This is a genomic window from Sphingomonas fuzhouensis, from assembly GCF_034659795.1.
Taxonomy (GTDB): Bacteria; Pseudomonadota; Alphaproteobacteria; order Sphingomonadales; family Sphingomonadaceae; genus Sphingomonas; species Sphingomonas fuzhouensis.
This window is the reverse complement of sequence record NZ_JAXSQY010000005.1, coordinates 227,072-251,741: the sequence shown is the minus strand read 5'-3', so window position 1 is coordinate 251,741 and position 24,670 is coordinate 227,072. Positions and strand designations below refer to the sequence as shown.

General features: G+C 64.6%; 18 protein-coding genes and 1 tRNA gene. 10 read left to right on the top strand and 9 right to left on the bottom strand.

Features of this window, described 5'->3' with window-relative positions; genetic code table 11:
• Positions 1–111: 111 nt before the first annotated feature.
• The 6 genes from U1H82_RS12745 to U1H82_RS12720 all read left to right on the top strand — a co-directional run bounded on the left by U1H82_RS12745 (position 112) and on the right by U1H82_RS12720 (position 5,472).
• Positions 112–633, top strand: a complete 522-nt coding sequence (locus U1H82_RS12745) for a hypothetical protein (RefSeq protein WP_322965327.1) — start codon at positions 112–114, stop codon at positions 631–633.
• Positions 630–971: a hypothetical protein gene (locus tag U1H82_RS12740; protein ID WP_058717449.1), complete on the top strand. Its 342-nt coding sequence runs from the start codon at positions 630–632 to the stop codon at positions 969–971. The genes U1H82_RS12745 and U1H82_RS12740 overlap by 4 nt, the downstream gene beginning before the upstream one ends.
• The gene (locus U1H82_RS12735) at positions 968–1,690 is read left to right on the top strand and encodes an ImmA/IrrE family metallo-endopeptidase (RefSeq protein ID WP_322965326.1); all 723 of its coding nucleotides are present in this window, start codon (positions 968–970) and stop codon (positions 1,688–1,690) included. The genes U1H82_RS12740 and U1H82_RS12735 overlap by 4 nt, the downstream gene beginning before the upstream one ends.
• Positions 1,691–1,991: 301 nt before the next feature.
• Complete coding sequence (locus U1H82_RS12730) at positions 1,992–2,663, top strand: hypothetical protein (protein WP_322965324.1); 672 nt, start codon at positions 1,992–1,994, stop codon at positions 2,661–2,663.
• A gap of 153 nt (positions 2,664–2,816) precedes the next feature.
• A complete protein-coding gene (locus U1H82_RS12725; protein WP_322965323.1) occupies positions 2,817–3,911 on the top strand; it encodes a hypothetical protein in 1,095 nt (364 codons plus the stop codon).
• A gap of 538 nt (positions 3,912–4,449) precedes the next feature.
• Positions 4,450–5,472 carry a hypothetical protein gene (locus U1H82_RS12720; RefSeq protein WP_322965322.1) on the top strand — a complete coding sequence of 341 codons (1,023 nt, stop codon included), beginning with the start codon at positions 4,450–4,452 and terminating at the stop codon, positions 5,470–5,472.
• Between the two features lie 306 nt (positions 5,473–5,778).
• On the opposite strand, the gene U1H82_RS12715 is transcribed toward U1H82_RS12720, so the two are convergent.
• The 7 genes from U1H82_RS12715 to U1H82_RS12685 form a co-directional block, all read right to left on the bottom strand.
• Positions 5,779–8,811 carry an NB-ARC domain-containing protein gene (locus U1H82_RS12715; RefSeq protein ID WP_322965321.1) on the bottom strand — a complete coding sequence of 1,011 codons (3,033 nt, stop codon included), beginning with the start codon at positions 8,809–8,811 and terminating at the stop codon, positions 5,779–5,781.
• 289 nt (positions 8,812–9,100) lie between these two features.
• Positions 9,101–9,712, bottom strand: a complete 612-nt coding sequence (locus U1H82_RS12710; RefSeq protein ID WP_322965320.1) for a response regulator transcription factor — start codon at positions 9,710–9,712, stop codon at positions 9,101–9,103.
• The gene (locus U1H82_RS12705; protein ID WP_322965319.1) at positions 9,709–10,776 is read right to left on the bottom strand and encodes a sensor histidine kinase; all 1,068 of its coding nucleotides are present in this window, start codon (positions 10,774–10,776) and stop codon (positions 9,709–9,711) included. Before U1H82_RS12705 ends, U1H82_RS12710 begins: the two co-directional genes overlap by 4 nt.
• A 23-nt stretch (positions 10,777–10,799) precedes the next feature.
• Positions 10,800–11,555 carry an ABC transporter permease gene (locus U1H82_RS12700; RefSeq protein ID WP_322965318.1) on the bottom strand — a complete coding sequence of 252 codons (756 nt, stop codon included), beginning with the start codon at positions 11,553–11,555 and terminating at the stop codon, positions 10,800–10,802.
• A complete protein-coding gene (locus U1H82_RS12695) occupies positions 11,552–12,463 on the bottom strand; it encodes an ABC transporter ATP-binding protein (protein WP_322965317.1) in 912 nt (303 codons plus the stop codon). The genes U1H82_RS12700 and U1H82_RS12695 overlap by 4 nt, the downstream gene beginning before the upstream one ends.
• On the bottom strand, positions 12,460–13,299 hold the full coding sequence (locus tag U1H82_RS12690) for an acyl-CoA thioester hydrolase/BAAT C-terminal domain-containing protein (RefSeq protein WP_322965316.1): 840 nt from the start codon (positions 13,297–13,299) through the stop codon (positions 12,460–12,462). Before U1H82_RS12690 ends, U1H82_RS12695 begins: the two co-directional genes overlap by 4 nt.
• A gap of 202 nt (positions 13,300–13,501) precedes the next feature.
• Entirely contained in the window at positions 13,502–13,948 is a 447-nt protein-coding gene (locus tag U1H82_RS12685) for a hypothetical protein (RefSeq protein ID WP_322965315.1), read from the bottom strand.
• A gap of 26 nt (positions 13,949–13,974) precedes the next feature.
• On the opposite strand from U1H82_RS12685, the gene U1H82_RS12680 reads away from it, so the two are divergent.
• Positions 13,975–15,597, top strand: coding sequence for a recombinase family protein (locus U1H82_RS12680; protein ID WP_322965314.1), 1,623 nt, complete (start codon positions 13,975–13,977; stop codon positions 15,595–15,597).
• On the opposite strand, the gene U1H82_RS12675 is transcribed toward U1H82_RS12680, so the two are convergent.
• Positions 15,568–15,643: transfer RNA gene (locus U1H82_RS12675), tRNA-Thr, on the bottom strand. The two genes, U1H82_RS12680 and U1H82_RS12675, sit on opposite strands and share 30 nt — an antisense overlap.
• A 151-nt stretch (positions 15,644–15,794) precedes the next feature.
• Between U1H82_RS12675 and U1H82_RS12670 the strand changes: the two genes are divergently transcribed.
• Positions 15,795–16,601, top strand: coding sequence for a hypothetical protein (locus tag U1H82_RS12670; protein WP_322965313.1), 807 nt, complete (start codon positions 15,795–15,797; stop codon positions 16,599–16,601).
• A 93-nt stretch (positions 16,602–16,694) separates the two neighbouring features.
• Positions 16,695–21,296, top strand: coding sequence for an NAD-glutamate dehydrogenase (locus U1H82_RS12665; RefSeq protein WP_322965312.1), 4,602 nt, complete (start codon positions 16,695–16,697; stop codon positions 21,294–21,296).
• 341 nt (positions 21,297–21,637) lie between these two features.
• On the opposite strand, the gene U1H82_RS12660 is transcribed toward U1H82_RS12665, so the two are convergent.
• A complete protein-coding gene (locus U1H82_RS12660; protein WP_322965311.1) occupies positions 21,638–23,428 on the bottom strand; it encodes a M24 family metallopeptidase in 1,791 nt (596 codons plus the stop codon).
• 131 nt (positions 23,429–23,559) lie between these two features.
• Between U1H82_RS12660 and U1H82_RS12655 the strand changes: the two genes are divergently transcribed.
• A complete protein-coding gene (locus U1H82_RS12655) occupies positions 23,560–24,654 on the top strand; it encodes a glycoside hydrolase family 43 protein (RefSeq protein ID WP_322965310.1) in 1,095 nt (364 codons plus the stop codon).
• Positions 24,655–24,670 lie beyond the last annotated feature (16 nt).

The window sequence follows — 24,670 nt, the reverse complement described above, 5'->3', positions numbered from 1 at the left end:
CGAATATGCCACCCTGTCCGTATAGGGTATGAGGAGGCCGCCATCTCGCTGACAGATCCAACGCCGATCACAGATGATGTCGACGACGATCCTTATCTATCGATCGACGAGGTGCGCGAACGCCTGCGGGCGTTGACCACGGATCAGTACCGGCGTCTTGCCGTGCGATCACAATATCTTGTCCGCGATCAGCGGCTGCTCGCCGCCGATCTTCGCCAGGAGGCGATCTGCCGAGCGCTCGATGGTCGGCGCAAGTGCCGTCAGAGCTGGGACATCGTCGCGTTCCTCAACTGGGTCATGCGCAGCATGATTCGCGACACTTACCGCGACGAAGCGGAAGGACGGACGCTGGTGCTGCGCGACGACCTCGACACCGCCGGACTGGACGATGACCTGCCCTCGCTCGATCAGATGACGCACGATGCCATCGATTATGGACGCACGATCGCGAGCATCCGGGAGGCGCTTCGCTTCGATCCGCAGTTGCTCGCCCTCGTGGATGCCATCGCCGACGGGAAGCGCGGCGAGGAACTGCAGCGTCAATTCGGTGTCGATGAGCATGGGCTCGCGGCCCTCCGTCGGCGACTGAACCGCGCGCGCAATCGTGCCGTCAAAGGAATGAGGCTGCCATGAACGACGAAGACGAACTCGCCCGGCTGCGCCGACTCGATGATTTCCTCGAGGGCGGCGAACCCGACCTCGACGACTGGCACGCCGAACTCGATGCCGCCGAACTGGCGGTGAAGAAGGCGCGGCTTGGCGACATTCGCACGCTGCTCGACCGTGACGGCGGCGCGTCCGTCGTATCGATCGATCGCGCCCGCCTCCGTGCCGAATTGCAACGCGCGATGGCAAGCAACGTCGACACACCGTTGACGCTGGCCGCACGCGGCACCCATCCCGACGACTGGGACGCGCTGATTGACGATCTGGCCGAACTCGAACGGATCGATGCCGACCAGTCGAAATGACGAGCCTGTCGCCGGCGGAGCAGCTGCTTCAGGAGCTCGGCATCACCGAAGCGGATGAGATCGACGTCGAGGTGATCGCCTGGTCCGTCGGCGCGCGGGTTCGCTATCGCGCGCTGCCGCAGGGTGATGCACGGATCGTCGGCATGGGCGACCGGGCCATCATCACGGTCGATGATCGGGCAAGCCGCGTGCGCCAACGCTTCTCGGTCGCGCACGAGCTTGGCCATTGGCACCATCATCGCGGGCAGCGGCTGATCTGTCATGATGCGTCATGGAATGCGCAAGCTGACACCTGCGAGCGCGAGGCCGATCATTACGCCGCGAATCTACTAATGCCGTGCTTCATGCTCGTGCCGTGGGTGGCGGAAGCGCCGATGTCGTTCGAGTTGGTGAATGGCGTTGCTCTGCGATTTCAGGTCAGCAGATTGGCGGCAGCGCTGCGATTGGCCGACGTCCACACTGGCCGGTTCGCCCTCATCGTCGACGAGCCGGATGGGCGCCGCTGGTTCAGGCGATCGGCCGCTCTGGCCAAAGGGTGGCGTTTGCGGCTTGACGTCCCAATGGACCAAGGCGGCGAACCCATATCTCAACCGAAGCAATGGTCGGTGCCTGCGCAACGTCATTTTCTCGGTCGAAACCTTAGCGGCATACGGCTTCGTTGCGAAACGGCTCACGCTGCCTCAGGACAAAGGCTGACCCTCATCACTGCCCCTGTATAACGCCAGCTGACGGCCGTCTGAAAAGCTCAGCCTGCTGCAATTTGGTGGAGAGCCGTCTGTCCGCTTTCGGACGCTGAGGTGAAGTAGGCGGCCGTTCGTTCATGAGGCTCGCGACGGCAGCTATGCGCCCCATTTTCAGCCACTCGACCGGCAGGGCCGCCGTCCTAGAAGCCGACGTTCATCCACTATTCGATCTGGGGCAATTCGGGCTACGTGATCGCAGAAATATCGATCTGAGGTGTTGTCAGAGCCGTGCCCTGCGTTCGGCTGTTACTCGCTTTCCAGAAGAGATGGGGGAAAAATGTCGATCAAGGATGTCTGGGGTCGCTGGCGGGATCTCACTCGCTTTCGTCTTGCCTGCGAGATGGCTCTTTCTAGCTACCGAAAGAGCTTTCTGGAATTGCCAATCAGAGACGTTGCGAACACGAAGATTTTTGATGAACGCGGACCTACACGGTTTGAATGCGGTTACGATGACTTCGTTGATGCTCTTACGGACGAGACTTATCTTTATCAGTTACTTCTGACCGCTCATGCTTCATTAGTCGAAGAGTTTGGCCGCACAATCGTTGCTGATTTACTTATCAGAGGGGTCCCAAGATCGGCATTTGGTGGGTTAGATACATCTAGCCCTACACATGAAGCCGCCGAGCAATATATAATGCGCTGCAACGTCGAAACTTGGGGCGGCGCCATTCTTAATGTGGTTGGGCGTGACTGGACGATAGTACCAGGTGGCGCTGGAGATGTTGTTCATGCGTTTGTCGCTAGAAATATAATCTCGCACGGTGCGAAAGCCTACAACCAAATTGCGATTAATAGGCTTAACGGAGTTGCGCCGGGTAAATTCGCTTTCGTGAGTGGAACGGCACTAGCTCTCGACCGAGAGACGTTTCAGCAGCATCTGTCCCGGTTACGCAATTTTGCTAGGGTCATTTGTGGCGTGCCCAACAAGGTCACTGTTGCACCGTAGGCCACCAGCGGAGTCTGTCGAAAAACGGGCCATTACCGCCCAGAGAAGGCGCTTGAGCTATGCGCCCGACTTTCGGCCGTTCGACGAGCGGCAGCGTTATCCCGAAAGCCGCCCTTTGTTCAGAGGACTTCGATTATTAGAGGTAAGTACCAGATGCCTGCTTCTGATCTCCGAGCTGAGGACGTGGCGCTGCGAAGCGACGCCGAACTCCGCACGCTGCGCGCGAGGGCGAAGACCGCAATCATGCGGTGGGTCGACGACGCAGAGGCTCCCGCGGGCGCGCGGGCTGCGATGTCGCGTTCCGTCGATGAGATGCTGGCAGAGTTGGCCGAACGTGACGCGTGGTTCGAGGTCATGACAGTAGTGCTCAGAGATACCGCGGGTCTCGACATCGCGCTGCGCTCCAGAACATGGCGTGCCTATCCATGCGAGACGATGCTAGCGGTCACGACCGTTGTCCCGGGCTGGGCGCGGGGCTGGCGCGAGGTGATTTCAGACGAGACGGCGCGTGACCACCTAACGTGGTTCCTGCACTATGCAAGGCAGTACATTCACCGCTCGCGTGTGGCGAGGATCTTGATGGCCGCGTGGGATCGGGACAGAAGGGTGCTGCATCCCTTTGGATCGGGCGGGACGAACCAGTTCTACAGCCCGGGGTTCAGGCCGGCGCCCTCGGTCGTACGGATGCTCGACGCGGCGGAGCGAGAGGCCAAGGTTCACTGGGGGGCGTCGGCCAGGGAACGTCGGGTCCGTTCGGTTTGGTCAACGGCGAACACGCTCGACCCCGAGATTCATCAGGCCGTCTTCCACTTCATCCGCGCCCAGTCGCTGCTCGCCCATGACTTCGAGCTGGAGGCCGTTGTCGCGCTCGACTGTGCCTTGCAGGCTGTCGCAACGATGCTGATGCGCGGCGGTAGGCTGACGAACAAGGCGACGAGGGCCGAACTGTGCGTGGCGCTCGGCCTCAAACAGTCGGCGGCCGGCGCGGCGATGGAAGGCTCCTTTGTCCGCAATGTGGTCGGCGCGCATGCCGGCGGCTGGCGCTGGTGGGACTCGGGCGAGGTCACCGAAGAGTTGGTGCCGGCGCTGACGCGGACCGTGCGACGGGCGATTGGGCGCGCCGCCGCCATCGAGCCTGAGATGCGTCGCGTCGATCCGGATCCGGCCAGCTGGTACGAATGGCTCCTAGTCAACTTCTCGACGGTTTGGGATAGCGTATGGCTCCCCAAGGCTTCCGGCTCGCGCTAGCTCGGTCTCCCGTAGACCGGCGTTAACCTTTTTCCGGCTGCCGCCGCTCGCCCGCCCGCAGCGGTCGTCTGCAGGCTAGCAACGAGAGCGACGGCTACGCGCCCCAATCTCGGTCGGTCAGATCAAGTCGGCGCGCTCCTGAAAGCTGCCATCGATTCACACGCTTGAAGTCGCGGCTGCAAACGACTGACGTTGGAACTAAGCGGCCGCCTTGTCGTGACATGCCGCTTGGCTGGTCTCGTCAGGAGCCACCCATTGGGGTTACCCGCATCGCCGCGTCAGAACTGGTCTCTGTCCTCGTTGGATGACGCATGATCTGTCGGCCCATCGTTGTCGTCATCCGGCTCGTCGCCATACCAGCTCGACAAATCGACCTTGAGCACGTCCACTTCGTCAGCGCGCTGCCCCTAATAAACTCAAAGGACTACTCGCTGGTCTCGAACGTGCGGTAAATGAACGGCAAGGCCTCCTTGCCGTAGGCCCGGTGCCAAGCTGGCTGCAGCCACGCTGCGACCGCGAGGTCGAGTGGCTCAGGGTCGTGGACATTGCCCAGCAAGTCGCTGTCAACCTCACCCGTCCGAGCTGGCTCAATGCGGCGCAGTTGCTTGAACAGGTCCTCGTCCTCTACGAGGCTGACCGCACGATCCTGCTTGGCAGGAACCTGCAACAATTGTTCGCGCCACGAATCGAGGCGAGCTTCGTTCGGCAGGCGGGCCTGATCGCTCATTTAGACGATCTGCTGGCGGACAAGGCTTGGCATCCACAGCTTCGTCCAGCAGCGGAAAACCTGCGTCTCGCAATTCGCGCGCGTCAACCGGAGAACCGCCCGCGTATAGCGCTGGAGGACCCCAGCTACCCTCTGCTGAGCGGCGTCCTCCCCGATGAGCAAGCAGGACGAGACCTCCCCGCTGATCTGGCGCAGGCGCTGGAAACAGCATTGGCGGCTCATATCTCACAGCGAGAGTTGCCGGCAAAACCGGTGGTCAACCGCATTTTCGAAAAGATCGCGTTCTCGCTCGCTGCATGTCCGGATTATCAGGGCGTCGTGCGCCAACGCTTCGATGATCTGCTTTTGCAGATCATTGCTTTCTGCTCTGACCGCCAGGACGCAGACAAGCGCACTGCAGGGACCAGAATCGCGTATCTTCGATCCAAGGCAGCCAGCGAGGCGGACCTCCAATTCGACCTACGTGAATGGCTCGCGGGCAATATGTCTGCGGCGGACGTAAGGTCCGAGGTTCCCGGGGTCGCAGCGGGCCGCACTGACCTCTATATCGGCTTTGGAGCGTTTCGGTTCATTATCGAGCTCAAGAAGTACAGCGGGCGGGTCGATCCATCGGTGGCGATGAACTACCGCGGCCAAGCCGCAACGTATCAGGCAACGGGGGTGAGGCTGGGCTTCCTTGGTATCCTTGAACTTGCCGACCGAGTCGGACCGCCGCCCAGCCTCGAGGAATGTTTTTGGCTTGACGTTTTCGTTCCGGCGGATGCCGAGCTGCCACGTTATCTGGTCACGTTCCGGGTTCCAGGGATGTTAAAGCCGCCTTCGTCGCTGCCGTGACGAGCCTTGGCAGAACGGCACGACGCTGACAGGTTCTTAACGGCGCACTGCCCCCGTGAACGCACTACCGAACGGCGGCTTTCGCCCGCTCGTGATCCGAAAGCTGCTAGTCAGCTGACGGCCCAATATCAGCCGTTAATCGGCACCTGAACGGATGTCCGGAGTTCGCGATCGGGAAGGACAGCCTGAGCGTCCGGTCCTCGGTCCCGTGACGTGATCGGTAAGGCCGTCGCCGCTCCCCCCGCCTTGTTCGCGCTTGATCTCTCGAGAGCTGTCGCGCCGAAATCCCGCGGTGTCGAGCGTGGCTTAGCTCCGTGCCCACTGAGTGACGACCCGCGCAGCCTCGCTATCACTCATAAGTTGTGCATCTCGGTCGTTAAACGCGGTCAGCTCTGAGGCAAGTTCCTTCACCCTCAACGGCGCTCCTGAGCCGAGAATTCTGATCGCGTCTAAATAGAAGGCTTGTGCCCTCGCCTTGTCCCCTTGATCACTTAAGGCTTCCGCAATCCACTTTCTCGCATAAGCACGGTTTGACTTACTATGTAGTGACGAATCCCTCTCTAAGTCATGGAACGACATCTTAAAGCATTTAAGTGCATCCTCCCCTCGTCCCATCTTTTGGAGGCATCGTCCGACGTTACCATAGACGACGCCCTCAAAGCCGTAATCCCCCCCGCCATCGAGTAGCTCGTCTAGGGGGCGACCCTTGAGAAAAAGGTCTAAAGCGAGCGCCGGTTCGCCGACGTCGCGCTGCGACAAGGCAAGCGTGTGCTCGCAGTCAAAATTTGTGTCGACGTTCGTCTCTTCCTTCAAGCGGACCCCGCGCGCAGCCCATTCTACTGCTTGGTCGAACTCACCCCTCTGCCAATGTGAAAACGCCTTCACATCACAATAATGAATGTAGCGCGCCGTTTTTTGGGGAATCGTAGCCTCGTAGTTGCGAAGCATCTCGTCGGCGGAGCTGGTCTCCCCTAACTGGTCTAAGGTACTAACCATCACCCCAACCGTCTTGTCGAATTGCTTGTACTTTGCTGATGCTGTTTCCCAGTCTATTGCCTCAAACAGAACTTTCGCAACACGGACGTATTCCTGAGTGTGGCCGCCGCCGATCAACGCGTCTTCCGCGTCCGAGAGCGTATCAAACGCCTTGTCAAACAGGCCCGCGGATACCTCCAACTCGACCTTTTGCGAATACCTATTCAGCATCGCAAACGGCATATGCACGCCCAGCAACGTGCTGAAGGTGCCTATGATGGCTTGGTAACCGTTCAGCACTACCTTGATGAACCCGGCTCGCTGCGTCGGCGAGAAGCGCTTGCGCACAAATTGCCTGACCAGCGGGTGAAGGTCAAACAGATCCGGTGCGTTTTCGGTCTGCTTGACGACGATCAGGTTGAGCGCGCGGAGTGATTTGAAGGCGCGATTGAATTTGTTGTATCCAAGTTGCGAAGTAGCAAAACGCTCGATTGTCTTTTCCGTTTCAGGCCGCAGAGCCTCGGCCATCAGCCTGAGGAGGGTCCGCTCCCTATCCGCCAGGCGTCCCCAAATCGAGGATAGGACGTCGGGAACGTTGTCATTCCCCCGCTCCATTTCGCTCAGCTGCTTCCTTAGGGTTGTGCCGGGAACTTTGTTGACCTGGACGGCGAGCAGGTCGAGCCAGAAGGCGTGACCCTTTGTGCTAACCCATGCTTCGCGGACGTCCTCGTCGGGAATATTCTGGCCGGGATTTCGGTTGGCGAACAGCTCAATTGCCTCTTCTTCGTAAATCCCGTGCAGATTAAGCGTGATGATCGATGTCGAGGTATATTGCACGTCGGGGCGACATGTTAGCAGCAGCCGACTGGTCGAAGCGGTCGCCGCCATCGCTTGCACGAGGGTGTCGAGAAGCCCGGTGAAAACGCTGTTCTCAAGATCGACATAGCTGTCGACATTGTCGAACACGAGAATGGCGCCCGCATCGCTTACGTGGCTGATGAATACTTCGACAAGCTCCGCGTCGCTCGCTGATGCGAGGTCATCGGACGTGATGCCACCCGACGAGAAACGCACGATGACCTCGACCACCTGTGTGCGGATGCGGTCGCTTTGCTCCTTGCAGTCCCGCCAGTCCCACTGGCGAAAGCCGCCTTCGATGTCGTCTAGCCGCCGGACGTATTGGGATGCCAGGACAGATTTCCCCTCCCCACCGAGACCACAAATGATGGCGACCCGAGCGCGAGAGGTCTCGAGAGCCCGCAGCTCAGCATCGCGGCCGACCCACACCTCTACATTAGGCGGACGATCACATTCGAGGTCGGTCAGCTTGAAAAGCTTGGGGCGCAGTGGTGTAGTTGCGATCGCTCCGGTCGGTGTTTTTCCGTCCTGTGGTCTCTCGCCCTGATCATGATCGGCATCCCAGGCGCTCAGCAATTCCGGAAAAAAGGTTTGGCAGTCGATACCGGCATAGGCAGTGATGCGGTTTCGAGCTAGTCCTGGCTCGAGGGTCTGACCTAGATACTCACTGATCTTGGGTTCTTGGTCATAGAAGGTCCAGATTATGTCCGGCATCAGATTGCTGTTCGCGACAACCCCTCGAATCGCCGCCGTGAAGATGTCGGGCCATCCCCCGTACGCGGTAACCACGACAATAGAGTCTTTGAGGATCGTGAGCAGACTGTTGGCCAGGTTGGGGCGATCGACCAGAAGCTGGTTCTTGTCATGCAAGGTGTCGGTGCTATGCCAATAACCGTGGATATGGGCTACTTGGCAGCCTCCTGCCTTACTTTGCGACAGAGACCCGTCGGTTGCAAGATCAGTACGCCACGCATTTCCGCCGTTCTTTTTAACGCTGACCTCAATCAACGGATCGAAGTTGGACGTGATGAGCAGCTTTCCGAAGCGCGCCGGATACCGTGCGATCAATGCACCGATTGCGTCGATGGCGGGGGGGATATTCCATACATTCCCATCATGATCGAGGGTGTTCAGCTCCTCAGCCGACAAGCTTCCGATTCGATCGGTCCAGCTGCCATTCGGCGGGTTCGTGAGCGCCTGTGCGACAGCTCGCTTCACGATCAGGTTAGCGGCATCCTGGCCTTCGCGCCCGGCCACGAACTCGAAGGCTGTTTGATAGCGATTGTCTGATGACTCTAGCCGTTGGTCCAGGGTCGCCAGCTGATTACCTCTTTTTGCGTACCGCGCGCGTATCAGTTCCACGATCTCGCCAACATTGGCCACACCTGGAACGCCGCCATAGGAAGCTGCAGCCGGAGATCCCACAACGAATACGACTGACTTGGTTGTTTCCTCCAGGCCTTCCTTGAGGCGAAATAGAAGAGCGTCCTTATCGTGAAAACTCATCGTGATATGGCCCTATTCCGTCAAAGTCACTCGGCCGCTCTGAAGGCTATTTGTGCTGCTCAGCTGGCGGGCATGGCGTGTTTAGATCCTTCGTGACAGCGGCAGGCCCGGACCGCAAGCTACCACCCTGAAGTTCCTTGAAATCGTTCAGCGTGACGGGAGGGCGGCCGCGAGCAAACCGGGCAGACCGTGCGGCGGGGCCAGCTATGCGGCTTCGATACGGACGCCGAGATGAATTGGCGACCGGAGTTGGGAAGCGGGCAGGCCGCGACGAATGACCGATAGTGGGTCAAAGCCATCCGTTCCGCCGCGCCGTGCGGCCCGCTTCGATGCGGTTCGCAGCGCCTAGCTTCCCTGCCGCGTCTGAGAGGTAATTGCGGACAGTGCCTGGGGACAGACCGAGCCGATCGGCGATGTCCTTGTTCGACAAGCCCTCTTCGGCGAGGCGCAACGTATCGCGTTCACGGTCGGTAAGCGGATCGTGACCAATCTCCCCGGCTGCCGCGGCGAGATCGGCGGGGATCGCGCGACCGCCGGCCGCGACCGTCCGTATCGCGGCAGCAAGGTCGTCGACCGGCGCGTCCTTCAGCAGATAGCCGCGCACGCCGGCGCTGCGTGCGCGGGCAAAGTAACCCGGCCGGGCGAAGGTCGTCACGATGACGACGGCGGTGCGCGATCGATCATCGGCCAGCCGCCTGGCAAGATCGAGGCCGGTTTGACCGGGCATCTCAATGTCCGTCAGCAATATGTCTGGCGCGAGATCCCGCACCATCGCGATCGCCGCATCGCCGTCGGACGCGCGGCCGACGATCGCAAAGTCCGGCTCGAGCGACAGCAATGCTGCAATGGCGCCGAGGACAAGAGCCTGATCCTCTGCGATGACGATTCGAATGGACGTCATGCCGGCACCATTGCCTCGAGGCGGGTGCCAGGATGGGCACCGCCCAGTTGCAGGGCACCGCCGGCGGCGATCAGTCGCTGGCGCATCCCAATCAGCCCGGTGCCCTCGCTGCCCGACAAGCCGATGCCATCATCCTCGACGATCAAGCGGGCGTGATCGGTCTCGGCGACGACATGGATCCTGCAATGCCGGGCGCCTGCGTGACGGATGACGTTGGTGACGGCCTCGCGCAACGTCATCGCCAACACCGCGCCCGCGTTAGACGGAACGTCGGCCGCGTTCCCGTCGACGGTCGGCTGGATGCCTGCCGTTCGCAACGCGGCGATCGATGCCGCCGCTTCCTGCGCCAGACCGCCGCCAGCTTGCCCGGCCAGCGCCGCGCGAACATCGGCGAGACCAGCACGCGCCGCGGCGGCGATCGCCTCGACCTCCGCGCGCGTCGCCTTCACGTCCCGGTCGAGCAGTCGCCCGGCAAGATCGGCCTTGAGTGCCACGAGCGTCAGCGTGCGGCCGACGACATCGTGCAGATCGCGCGTGATCCGCTCACGCTCGGCTGTACCGGCAAGCCGGCGAACCTCCTCTTGGGTTGCGAGCAGGGCCTGGGTGCGATCGTAAAAGGCTTCGCGCGAGATCGTCGCCCCGCCGGTCATGACGACAAGCAGCGTCCCAGGCAGCCACCACAACGTCGGCTGGATCAGCACAAGTCCAGTCACGGTCGTCGCTACGGCGATGGCGGCGATACCCAGGATTGCCCAGAGCCGCGGACGGGCATGCCCCATCGCCGATGCGGCGTAGATCGGAAAGACGGTCCACCCCACGGGCCAAGCGGCGAGGGCGATGCCGATGGCCGTGATAGCGGCACAGGCAGCAATCAGCCTTGGCCCCTGCCAGCGATGCGCTGCGACATAGAGCGGCAGGAACGCGACGACGCCCAGCGCCGAGGCAATGATCGTCCTCGCGTCAGGCCATTTCCACAGCCAGGGGAGGGGCAGGAACACCAGGTAGACGAGCCAGGGCCACGGCCCGTCCCACCATCGTTGTTCTGCGGTACGCATCGTACCCATGTCGGCTTTGTTTGGGTGCCCGGTCAAGCCGGGCTCCGCCGCCATCCGCTCCAGGCCCAGGCGATGCCCGCGCCCGTCATGGCGGCCACCGCCGTTGCATGCCCCATTGCCGTACCAAGCGTATCGACGTTGACGATCCAGCGTGCAAGCTGGCCGAGATGATAGGATGGCGTCAGCTGGCCGAGCGACCGCATCCATCCGGGCAGCATGACGGTCGGAATCCACAGGCCACCCAACACCGATCCGCCGAGGAACAGGGCATTGGCCATCGCCACCGCGCCCTTCCCGCTCATCCGCATGCCCATGCCGAAGCCGATCAGCGCAAAGGGGATAGCCGAGCCGAGATGCAGCAGTGTCAGCGCGGACCAGGTCGCTGCCGGCAAGCGGACACCCGCGATGATCGCCAACGCGTCGATCAGCACCAGCGCCAGCGCCGTTGTGGCAACGGCAGCGACCAGCTTCGCCGCGACATAGGCGCCGGCCGGCATCGGCGAGACCCGCTTCAGTTCGATCAGTCCCTGTTCGCGCTCCATGGCGACGCCCGCACCGAAGCCGAACAGCGCTGGGCCGGTCGCGGCGAAGACGCCATAGCCCGCCAGTGTTTGCAGCGCATAGTCGGGGGAGGGTGACCTCGCGACCGCCAGGGTGAACAGTCCGTAGAACGCGGCAGGGGTCAGGACGGTCGGAACGAGGAACTGGGGCAGCCGCGACGTCCGCTTGAGTTCGGCAATTGCTTCGCGCAGCCAAACGCCGTGCGGGGCAGCAAGGATTGCGGTCATGCGGCGATCCTTTCCGGCGGGTTGCAGAGCAGGGCGGCGATCGCGTCCTCCAATGTGGCATCGGCGACACGCAAATCGGTGAGCGTCCTATCCGCCTCGAGAAGCGCCCGCACGGTCGCCGCGGCATCCGCGGTGACGATGTGCAGGTCCGCCCCATCCATGCCAGCGTCTCTGACCGCGGGAGCCGACGCGGCGTGCTCCAAGGTCAGTCGGCTCCGGCAGCGGATCACCGATCCCCCCGCTCTTGCCCTGAGCGCGGCAGGCGTATCGTCGGCAACGATCTTGCCGGCGTCCATCACCAGGATGCGGTCGGCGAGTGCATCGGCTTCGGCGAGGTCGTGGCTGGTCAACAATACCGCCGTTCCGCTATCGGCCAGCGCGCGTACGGTGCCCCACAGCACGCGGGCGGAGGCCCGGTCCATAGCGGCGGTGGGCTCGTCGAGAACGAGGAGGTCGGGCCGGCCGCAGATCGCCAACGCATAATGAACGCGGCGTGCCTGACCGCCCGACAGTGCCGCGCAGCGGCGGTCGGCGAGGTCGTCGAGGCCCGCGAGCGCCAGCGTCTCGTCCAGCGGTCGCGGGTCAGGATAATATCCTGATTGCAGCGTCAACAGCTCGGCGATCGTCAGGACGTCGGGCAGGCCGGCGCTTTGCAGCATGACACCCAGCCGCCGGCGCGCGGCGGGTCGCCGTGGGTCGAGTCCGAAGATCTCCGCTGAGCCCGCATCCGGCACGATACGGCCGGTCAGCAGCGATACGGACGTCGTCTTGCCCGCGCCGTTCGCGCCGAGCAGCGCGGTCACCTCGCCGAGGCGGATGCCGAGATCGAGGTCGGCGAGGACGCTGCGTCCACCGAGGCGTTTGGACACGCGGTTCAATCGCGCGACGTCGGACAGACCGCCATTCATCGCAAGGTCGCCGGTGTCAGTGCGGCGTCCAGCGCGGCAAGGACTTTCGGCCAGCCGTCGATCCGCGCGGCACGGTTGCCGGCGACGCTGCCACCGAGCGGCGCAGCCGTGCCGGCCGGCTGAGTCGCAGGGTCGACGGGCGGCCCGAATGCGGCATGGCCCGCGTCGGGATAGGCAAGCACGGTGACTGGGTATCGATAGTTGGCGGCCTGCAGCCGTGTTTCGACCGCCCGCGCCATCGGGCAGGACGGCCACAGCCCATCGGCTTCGCCGCACACCATCACGATGGCAGCCTGCGCCCGCTCGGCGGGGATGGCGCCGAGCGAGGCTTTCGCCGGATCGGCCAGCGCATCCGCGTACAAGGCATGGATGCCCCGCCATTCCCCCGTCCAACCGTAAGGCGTGAAGGGCACCGGTTTGGCCCCCTCGGTCCATGAGCTTTCGGTCACGATCCCATCCCGGTCGATACCCGGCCACACGACGCTGGATGGAACGCCGAGCACCGCGATCTTCAAATCGGTGCGCCGCGCGGCGACCAGCAACGCCGCCTCGGCGCCCTTGGACGTGCCGACGATGCCGATGCGATCGCCAGCGACCCCGGGCTGCGCCTTCAACCAGTCGAGCGCGCGGGTGAAGGTTTCGATGGGGATCGACTTCAGCGCAGCGGGCTGGCCCGGGCTGCCAAAATACGAGAGCTGGAGCACGACATAACCGTGAGCTGCCAGCGCGGCTGCCTGGTTGGCGGCCGCCTTGCCAAGGCCGCCTTCCGACCCGCCGAGCAGCAGGATGGCAGGTGCCCGGCCAGCGCGCGCCGCCCGATAGAGATCGGCGATCATGCCGCCTTCGCGGATGTGTTGCGGGGCGATAGCCACAGCTGACGCCGGCGTGGACGTTGGAGCTGCGGCAGGCGCGAGGACAGCGGCAAGTGCCAAGGCAGTCAGGAGCATTGTTAACCTCGTCGATGAGGCTCAGTTCCTGCCGCACTTGGTGCGGCCGACATAGTGACAGATGTCATGCTTCGGCAGCATCAAGGCGGATTTACTCGACCTGCACCGGTCTCGTCCATGCAAGGCCGCGGATCACGTGGCGAAGCAGATCCGCGTCGCCATCGGCGTCATGAACGAATGACCGTAAGCGGGAAGCGAAGCGATAGGCGTGAGCGTCGGCAATTGGGTCTTTTTGTAAGGGCGCCGTGCACATTGATTGATGATGATGCCACAAGCTTTTGATGAATTTCAGGGTAGGTGGACCGCAAACATCTAAGAAGAATGGCACCGCTCGGTCACCATGCCGCCGGTGCCACCTCCTCTTGCGAAAGACGCGACCGCTCGGACGGCTGAAGCCGGGTGTCCGCGGGAGTTCATCGTCGACCTTCCGCCTGTGATCGGGCTTCTGCCCGGCGAGGTCGATCTCATCGTCAGCATGCTTGGCGAGGCCCTGACCCAAATGTTCAGCGAAGAAGATAAGAATGCTGCCGGGCGGCATGGGCATTAATTTTAGGATGAAAAAGCATGAGCGAGCCGCTGCGCGCCTATGGGTATGTCCGCGTCAGCAACGATGACGAGGACGGCAACAATGCCAGTATTGTGGCTCAGATCGCCGCGATCAAAGACAGGGCGAAACGCGACAACGTCGAATTGATCGAGATATTCCAGGAACTGAACGTCTCCGGACGCAAGCTCCGTCGCCCTCAATTCGACGCCATGATGGCCAAGGCGACGGGGCCGGAGCGACCGGTGGACATCATCTATGTCTACGCCTTGTCACGCTTTGCCAGGCGACTGCTGACGCAGGTAAACAGCGAGCACAAGCTCGAGCAGGCTGGCGTCCGGCTGATTTCGCTGACCGAAGAGTTTGGCGAAGACGCCAATGGTCAGCTCATGCGCGGCCTATTCGGCGTCTTCAATGAGAAGCACGCTCTGGACTCATCGATCTTCACGCGGCGCGATAGACGCGGAAATGCACAGTCAGGATATTTCAACGGCGGCCCGGTGCCGTTCGGCTACCAGGCTCGCACCGTGGTGGTCGAAGGACGCAAGGAACGCCGCAAACTCTTCATCGTGGAGGAAGAAGCCGCCGTCGTTCGGCTGATCTATGATCTGGCGCGAAGCGGCCTCCACGGCACGCCGATGGGCACACGCGCGATCGCCCAGCATCTGAACGCCTTGGGATACCGGATGCGTGGCCGCGAATTCTTTCACAGCAGCGTCGATGGCATCCTGACCCGTCAACATTACGGCGGCCATTATCTCGATAGAACGGCCGACAGCAAAGGTCGAAAGCCCTCGATCGAAGAGAGCATCATCGTGCCATGTCCAGAAATCGTTCCGCCCAAAATCATCGCTGAGGTCGCGGCGCGCCGTGCGAGGGCTGCCCCCAAGGTGACGCCGCCGCGTGTCACCAACGGCCCTACGCTGCTGACCGGTATCCTGAAGTGCAACGCACCCGACTGCGGAGCCGGCATGACGATCCGCACCGGCAAGTCCGGACAGTATATCTACTATGCCTGCAACGCCAAGCTGACCGGCGGTGCCGGGCGCTGTGAAACCCGTGCGATCCGGCAGGACGAGCTCGACAGCATCGTCCTCTCCGTTCTGACGGATCGTATCCTCCAGCGCGACCGGCTCATCGAATTGCTGCAGGCCGTGCTCGAGAAATCCGATACGGCGGATGCGCAGCGGCACCAGGACCTCGAGCGTATCAGGCGGGAGAAGGTCGAAGCGGAAAAGCGCATGCGCCGATTGCTGGAAGCGCTTGAAGAGGGCGTGATGTCGGCCAAAGACCCGCTGTTCGCCGAGCGGCTCACCCAGCACCGTCAGAACGTCGCGCAATTGGACGCCAGCGCGCGTAGCCTGACGCTCCAGCTTGAACGAGGGCCGCAGCGCATCAGCGAGGAGACGATCGCCAAGTTCGGCAAGCTGATCAGCGAGCAACTGAGAGACGGAAACCCGGCGCTGCGAAAAGCCTATGTCCGGCTGCTGATCGACAACGTCCGCCTCGACAACCAAACCATCAACATCCAGGGCAGCAAGGCGGCGCTGGAAAGTGCGGTCGTGCGGGACAACGATGCCGCCATATCCATGGTGCCCGGTTTTGACCGGAAGTGGTGCCGCTTACAGGACTCGAACCTGTGACCCCCGCATTACGAATGCGATGCTCTACCAGCTGAGCTAAAGCGGCCCGTCTCGTGAACCGGCTGGTGTCCGGTCAGGTGGGCGCGCTTAACAGGTCGGTTGGGGGCTGGCAAGCGACTTTGTGATCCCAAGGGGTGGCGTTTACGGGTGGTTAACTATGGTCTGGGCATGACAGGGCCATGGCCAGGAAGACAGTCATGAACCGCGAACCGCAGCAACCCGCCGGGCCTTCGGCACCGGCCGACCCGGCTCTGGGCGGGGCGGAGGATGCCTTGTCGCGCTTGGGCGGGGTGGAGCGGCGCCTGCATGCGCGGGCCTATCATCACTGGGTTTCGCTGTTGGGCGATGCGCGGTTTCCTGCGATCGGGGCGCTGGATACCGAGGCGATCGGGGATTTCGCGGCCAATTCGGTGCTGCTGGATTTTCGCGGCGATCGGATCGATCCCGCCATCGCCTATATCGGTCAGGCGCTGCGCGACGAAGGCGCGATGGCGCGGCGGCCGGTGCGGATCAGCGAACTGCCCCAGGGTGCGTTGCTGTCCAGGCTGACCCGGCATTTCGACCATGTCCTGACCGATCAGGTCCCGGCCGGGTTCGAAGCCGAATTCGTCAATGCGCGCGGGCGCATGACGCTCTATCGCGGTATCCTGCTGCCCTATTCGTCCGATGGCCTGATGATCGATTTCATCCACGGCGTCGTCAGTTGGAAGGAAGTGGCTGATCCGCTGCTCCAGGCGGCGCTCGATTCGGAGCTGATCGGAGCGCAGGCCGCGAACGGGGAGGTGCCGCCGCCCGGTGCCGCCGCAGCTTTGTGGAACGTATCGCCGACCGAGGCCGAGGACGGGCCGGCGCCGATCGCGCATATCCCCTGGCCGACCCAAGCCGCGCCGGGCACGCCGGTCGTGCTGGTCGGGCAGGTGGCGGAAGATGGTAGCGTTGCCATTACCGGTTCGGTGGTCGGCGATACGCGGCTGGCCGACAGGGTATTGCGCGCCTCGCAATGAAAATTGCGCTGCGGCGCAACATCTTTTCTCGTGAGTCAGAGGGTTGAGCGGGGCGAAAGCCGGGCCTAGGACTTTGCGTCTATGGCACCGAATATGTCGCATCCGATGGCCGACGCGATTGCCGCACGGCTGACCCAGGGCGCCCTTCCGGCGGAGTTGCAGGGGTTCGGCCCCGCGGAGGTGGCTGCTGCGGCGGCCTTCGTCGCGGGGGTGGCCCAGCAGCGCGCGCCGGGCGAGCCGTCGATCGCGCTGGAGCCGATGTCGGGCGACGACACGCACCGCCGCATGCGCCTCGCCATCGTCAATGACGACATGCCCTTCCTGGTCGATTCGATCGCGGCGATGGTCGGCGCGGACGGTATTGCGATCGACCGGGTGATTCACCCCGTCCTGCCCGTCACCCGCGATGCCGAGGGACAGCTTCAGGCGATCGGCACGGGCGGTCGGCCCGAATCCTTCATCTATCTGGAAATGGAACGCGCCGATGCGCGTGACCGGCGTGGGCTGGTCGATGACTTACGCGCCGTGTTGACCGATGTGCGTGCCGCCGTCGCCGACTGGTCCGGGTTGCAGGACGCGCTGGCCGCCGATGCGACCACGCTGGGCGAGAAGAATGGTGAGGGCGCCGCACTCCTACTGTGGTTCCTGAACGGCAAGCTGACGCTGCTCGGCCATGAAAAATGGTATGAGGACGGCCGTGAGGCCCCGGCGCTGGGCGTCGCCCGCACGCCGCATAAGGTGCCGCTGCTCGCCGACACGTCGCGCCAACGCGCGCTGGACTATTTCGTCGAGGGCGGTGCCGCGCCGCTCTTGCTCAAGTCCAATGCGATCTCGACCGTCCACCGCTCGGTGCCGCTCGATCTGGTGCTGGTGCCGGTGATCGAGGGGGGGCGCGTCGTCGGCCTGTCGATCCATGCGGGGCTGTGGACCAGCGCCGCGCTGGCCAGCCCGCCGCATGAGGTGCCGGTGCTGCGCACGCGCCTCGCCGCGCTGCAGGCCAAGTTCGGCTTCGACCCGCGCGGTCATACCGGCAAGGCGCTGACCCATGCGCTGACCGCGCTGCCGCATGACTTGGTGACGGCGTTCCCCGCCGAGGCGCTGGAGCAGCTGGCGCTGACCGCCATGTCGCTGGCCGACCGTCCGCGCCCCGAGCTGGTGCTGATCCGCTCGGTGTTGCAGCGGCATCTGTTCGCGTTCGTCTGGTTGCCGCGCGACGAGCTGACCACCGCGCGGCGTGTCGCGATCGGCGACATGCTGGGCGAGGCGGCCAATGGCTCGCTGCTCAACTGGTCGATCGCGCTGGAGGACGGCGTCGTCGCGCTGATCCGCTATACCATCGACCTGCGCCAGGATGGCCGCCTGCCCGACACGGCGGCGCTGTCCGAACGGCTGCGCAAGATGGTGCGCGGCTGGATGCCCGATGTCGAGGCGGCGCTGGCCGAGCAGGTGCCCGCGCCCCGCGCGGCGCGCCTCGCCCTGCGCTGGGCCAATGGCTTCCCGACCAATTACCGCAATGTCAGCGATGCGGCCGAAGCCGCCGCCGACATTCTGCGGCTGTCGTCGCTGGAGAACGAGTCGAGCCGTTCGGTCCGCCTCTTCCCGGTCCAGCCGGGGCAGGATCGCCAGCTGAAGATCTACAAGCTGAACGGTGCGCTGCCCTTGTCGGACGCGGTGCCGGTGCTGGAGAATTTCGGCTTCCGCGTGATCGGCGAGCTGCCGACCCGGCTGCGCGACGATTCCGATCCCTTCGTCCACGACTTCATCGTCGAGACCGAGGCGACCACCGAGCCTAAGGGTGCGGCGGTGCTGGAGGGGGCGATCGCGGCCGTGCTGGAGGGCGCGGCGGAGAATGACGCGTTTAACCGCCTGATCGTCGATGTGGGGCTCAGCCCGCAGGCGGTGGTGCTGTTCCGCGCCTGGTTCCGCTATCTGCGCCAGGCGGGTCTGCCATACGGCCTGACCACCGTGGTCGATGCGCTGCGCCGCGCGCCGAAGCTGGCGACCGCGTTGATCGAGCGGTTCACGGCGGCGCATGACCCGAAGGCGAAGGGCGATATCGCCGCCGCCGATGCCGCGATCGCGGCGGGGCTGGATGCGGTGTCGGCAATCGACGACGACCGTATCCTGCGCAGCTTCCGCGACATGATCGCGGCCACGCTGCGCACCAACGCCTTTGCCGAAGCGGGTAAGGAAGCGCTGGCGTTCAAGCTGGACAGCCACAAAATTCCGGGGCTCCCTGCGCCGCTGCCATGGCGCGAGGTGTGGGTCTACAGCCCCCGTGTCGAGGGCATCCATCTGCGCGCCGGACCCGTCGCGCGTGGCGGCCTGCGCTGGTCGGATCGCCGCGACGACTTCCGCACCGAGATTCTGGGCCTGATGAAGGCGCAGCGGGTGAAGAACGCGGTCATCGTGCCGACCGGCGCGAAGGGCGGTTTCTATCCTAAGCAACTGCCGTCGCCCGTTACCGACCGTGACGGCTGGGCCGCCGAGGGCAAGGAAAGCTACCGCGTGTTCATCCGCGCGCTGCTGTCGATCACCGACAATATCGTCGAGGGCGCGGTGGTGCACCCGGACGGCGTGCGCGTGCTGGACGGCGAGGACCCCTATTTCGTGGTCGCCGCCGACAAGGGCACCGCGACCTTCTCTGACGTCGCCAATGCGCTGGCGCTGGAACGCGGCTTCTGGCTGGGCGATGCCTTCGCCTCCGGGGGTAGCCAGGGCTATGACCACAAGGCGATGGGCATCACCGCCAAGGGCGCCTGGGTGTCGGTGCAGCGTCACTTCGCCGAGCGTGGCGTCGACGTGCAGACGCAACCCATCCGCGTCGTCGGCTGCGGCGACATGTCGGGCGACGTGTTCGGCAACGGGATGCTCTTGTCCAAGGCGATCAAGCTGGTCGCCGCGTTCGACCATCGCCATATCTTCCTCGACCCCAATCCCGATCCCGCGATCAGCTGGGACGAGCGCGCGCGCATGTTCGCGCTCCCCCGGTCGAGCTGGGCGGATTACGACACCAGCCTGATCTCGCCCGGCGGCGGCGTCTTCCCGCGTTCGGCCAAGACGATTGCGCTGTCGGACGAAATCCGCGAGGCTTTGGGCATCACCGCGACCTCGCTGGAGCCGGCGGCACTGATCTCGGCGATCCTGAAGGCCCCGGCCGATCTGCTCTGGTTCGGCGGCATCGGCACCTATGTGAAGGCGGCGGCCGAGAATAATGTCCAGGTCGGCGATCCGGCGAACGACCGCCTGCGCGTTGATGCCGAGGATCTGCGCGTCACCGCCATCGGTGAGGGTGCGAATCTGGGCGTGACCCAGGCGGCGCGCATCGCCTTTGCCGAGCGCGGCGGGCGGATCAACACCGACTTCATCGACAATTCGGCGGGCGTCGACTGTTCGGATAACGAGGTCAACATCAAGATCGCGCTCAACCGCGAGATGATCGAGGGCCGTCTGGCAGAGGGCGACCGCAACACGCTGCTCGCCTCGATGACCGATGACGTCGCGCATATCGTGCTGGAGGATAACCGGCTCCAGACGCTGGGCCTGTCGATCGCTGAGGCGGACGGCGCGGGCGCGATGCCGAGCTATGTCCGCGTCATCGAAATCTTCGAGAGCGCCGGGCGGCTCGACCGCGCGGTCGAGGGGCTGGGCAGCAACGACGTGCTGCTGCGGCGCGGGCAGGACGGCATCGCGCTGACCCGGCCCGAGCTGGCGGTGCTGCTGGCGACGGCCAAGCTGACCCTGCAGGACGCGATCGAGACCAGCCCGCTGGCGCTCGACGACGAATTGCGCCCCGATCTGCACGCGGCCTTCCCGCCCGCCATGCAGGAGGCTTTCGGCGAGGCGATCGACCAGCATCGCCTGCGTGGCGAGATCGTCGCGACCAAGCTGGCCAACCGGATCGTCAACCGCATGGGTATCCTCCACCCGTTCGAGCTGGCCGAAGAGGAAGGCGCGGCGATGGCCGACATCGCGGCGATGTTCGTCGTGGTCGAGCGGCTGTTCGACCTGCCCGCGCTCTGGACGGCGATCGAGACGGCGGCGATGCCCGAGGCGGCGCGGATTGCGCTGTTCGACGAGGTGGCGCGCGCCACGCGGTCGCAGATCGCCGACCTGTTGCGCGCCATGCCCGCGGGCACCTCGCCCGGCGCGGCGCTGGAGCGGTTGCAGCCGGGGATCGAGCGGCTGGCGGCGGAAACGCCTGCTTTGCTGCGCGACGAGGCCAAGGCGCAGAGCGCGCGCGTCGTCGCCGCGCTGGAAGAAGCGGGGGCACCTTCCGACCTCGCGGCACAGGTGGTGCGCGTGTCCGAACTCGACGGCGCGGTGGGACTGGCCGATCTGGGCCAGCGGCTGTCGCTGGACGAGACGCGCCTGACCCATGCCTTTACCCGTCTGGGTCAGGCGCTGGGCCTCGACTGGGCGCAGGGCCAGGCGGCGCGGATCAGCCCCAGCGATCCGTGGGAACGCCTGTTGATCGCTGGCTTGGCGCGCGATTTCCAGCAGCAGCGGCTCGACTTCCTGGGCCGTGCGGGCGCGACCGATCCCGAAGCGGCGGTCGAGGCCTGGCTGGAACGCAATGCGGCGCGGGTCGGCCAGTTCAAGGCGGTGATCGACCGGGCGCGTCTGGCGGCCCAGCCCAATGCCGCGATGCTGGCCCAGATCGCGGGGCAGGCGCGGGTGCTGCTCGGGCGCTAACTGTTCCCCGGCGAAGGCCGGGGTCCAGTTTCCGTGTCGTGTGAGGCGCGCAAAGCGCCGCGTGGGAGGCTGTTCCCGCGCGGCGCTTTTGCGTTCACGCGAAGCCGCGATGACGCGAAGATTGATTTCGCGCGGAGACGCGGAGGCGCGGAGAAGAAGGTTTGTTCGCGCAGAGGCGCAGAGGACGCAGAGAAGGTAAGCCGCGCGCAGCGCCCTCTATTCGTCAGCGTCTGAGGTAAGAGGGCCGCTGGCGCGGCGGGCGAGACACCTCCGCGTCTCCGCGCCTCCGCGCGAACAAACCTTCTTCCTTCTTCGCGTCCTCGCGGCTTCGCGTGAAAAAATCAGATCGCCGCGCACTTCTCCAGCAACCAGTCGCGATCCGCGCCCTCCAATTCCGGCGCCAGAACCTCCGCCACCCGCGCATGATAGGCGTTGAGCCACCCACGCTCCTCCGCCGTCAGCAACTCGGGAATGATCAGCGTCCGCTCGATCGGGCACAGGGTCAGCGTCTCGAAGCCCAGCATGGCGCGATCCGCGCCCGCGATTTCGCGCGGCTCGACCAGCACGAGGTTCTCGATGCGGATGCCATATTCGCCCGCCTTGTAATAGCCCGGCTCGTTGGACAGCATCATGCCCGCGCGCAGCGGCTCCATCGCCGCGCCGCCGGGATAGTTGGGGGCGGCGATGCGCTGCGGTCCCTCATGCACCGACAGATACGCACCCACGCCGTGGCCGGTGCCATGCGCATAATCCAGCCCGACCTCCCAAAGCGGGCGCCGCGCCAGCGAGTCCAGATGCCCGCCCAGCGTCCCGTCCGGGAAGACCGCGGTGGCCAGCCCGATATGCCCCTTCAGCACACGGGTAAAGCGGTCGCGCATCTCGTCCGTAGGCGCGCCGATCGGCATGACGCGCGTGATGTCGGTGGTGCCGTCCTGATACTGTCCGCCGGAGTCGATCAGGAACAGCTGGCCCGGCTCGATCGCCGCGTTCGATTCCTCGGTGACATGATAATGCGGGCTGGCACCGTGCGCGCCGGTCGCCGAGATGGTCGAGAAGCTGGTGTCCTTGAGCAGCCCCGTCGCCTCACGGCACGCCAGCAGTTGCGCGGCGGCGGACAATTCGGTCTGCCCGCCCTTGGGGCATTCGCTCTCGACCCAGCGCAGGAAGCGCACCATCGCCGCGCCGTCGCGCACCGAGGCGGCGCGGTGTCCGGCGACTTCGGCGGGGTTCTTGATCGCCTTGGTCAGCACCACCGGATCGCGAAGCGCCAGCACCTTGGCCCCGCCCGCCTCCAGTGCTTGGGCGATCGCGGCGACCGCGCGTTCGGGATCGGCGACCACGCGCTTACCCGCAAAGCCGGTGAGATAGCCCTCGAATGCCGCGCGATCATGCAGCCGCACCGCATTGCCCAGATGGGCGCGCACCTCGGGCGTGATCTTTTCGGGTGCGACGAACAGGTCGGTCTCGCCATCGGCATGGACGATCGCATAGGAGAGCGCGACCGGCGTGTGCGCGACGTCCGTACCGCGCACGTTGAGCGCCCAGGCGATCGAATCGAGCGCCGACAGCACCACCGCATCGGCGCGCTGCTCGGCCAGCCACTCGCCGATCCGCGCGCGCTTGGCGGCCGAGCTTTCGCCCGCCACCGCATCGTCCTGTACCGTCAGCACGGCAGGGGAGGGGGCGGGGCGGTCGGTCCAGACCGCGTCGATGGGGTTGACCGTGACCGCGACCAATTCGGCCTCGCGATCGGCGAGTGCGGCGGCCATGTCGGCGACCTGCTGGCGCGTGTGCAGCCACGGGTCGTAGCCGATCCGCTGCCCCGCCGCCGTCTCGCGACCCAGCCAGCCCGCCACGCTGTCCTGCGGCACCGGAATATAGGCATAGTCGTCGCCCGACACCTGCTCGCGCACCTGCAGCGTGTAGCGCCCGTCGGTGAAGATTGCCGCCTTGTCCGCCAGCACGACCGCTGTGCCCGCCGAGCCGCCAAAGCCGGTCAGCCAGCCAAGGCGCTGTGCATAGTCGCCGACATATTCGCTCATATGCTCGTCGGTCAGCGGCACGACGAAACCGTCGAGGTCTTGGGCGGCCAGTTGGGCGCGAAGGGCGGCAAGGCGGGCGGAATGGGACATGGTACGGCCTGACAGCAATAGGAAACACGGCCGGTCTAGCCCCCCGCCCGCACAGCGTCGAGCCTGTCGGGGCTTGATCCACTTGTCAGACGATATACGATCGAAGGCGTGACGTGGGAGGGGTGTGCATGATGATCGACCGGCGAAGCATCCTGATAGGCGCTGGCGCGGCGGCGCTGATCGGCGGCACGGGACGCGCGGCAGAGCCCGATGCGTTTCACCCCGGCGAGGTGTGGAACGATACCAGCGGCGTCGCGATCAATGCGCATGGCGGCGGCCTGCTGCGCCATGGTGGACGCTGGTGGTGGCATGGCGAGCACAAGACGGCGGGCGAGGCGGGCAATACCGCGCTGGTCGGCGTCCATGCCTATAGCTCGGCCGATCTGGTGAACTGGCGCGACGAGGGCATCGCGCTGCCGGTATCGGACGATCCCGACAGTCCGATCACGCGCGGCTGCATCCTGGAGCGGCCCAAGGTCGTCTATAACCGCCGCACCGGCAAATTCGTGATGTGGTTCCATCTGGAGCTGAAGGGGCGGGGCTATGGCGCGGCACAGGCGGGCGTCGCGGTCGCCGACCGGCCGCAGGGACCGTTCCGCTTCCTGCGGGCGGGCCGGGTCAATCCGGGCATTTGGCCCGCCAATGCCACGGCCGAGGACAAGGCGCCGGGCACCACGCTGGCGCGCGACTTTCCCGGCGGCCAGATGGCGCGCGACATGACGGTCTTCGTCGATGGCGACACCGCCTGGCATGTCTATGCGTCCGAGGAGAATGCCACGCTCCAGATCGCGCGGCTGGCCCCCGACTGGACGGCCCATGATGGCTATTATGTCCGCGCGCTGCCCGATGGCGGGAACGAGGCGCCCGCGCTCTTCAAGGCCAAGGGGCGTTATTACATGTTCGCCTCCGGCCTGACCGGCTGGCGGCCCAATCCGGGGCGGGTCTATGTCGCCGATAAGGTCACGGGGCCGTGGCGCTCGCTGGGCAATCCGGTGCGCGGGAGCGAGGTCGACCGGAAGACGACCTTCTACTCGCAATCGACCTTCGTCCTGCCGCTGCCGCCCGAGCGGCCGGGCGCTGAGCCGCGCTTCATCTTCATGGCCGATCGCTGGCGGCCGGAAAATGCAATCGACGGGCGCTATGTGTGGTTGCCGGTCGCGTGGGAGGGGGAGACGCCGGTGCTGCACTGGCGGGATCGCTGGACGCTGGCCGATGGATGGAAATAGCCTGACCTCCACCCCT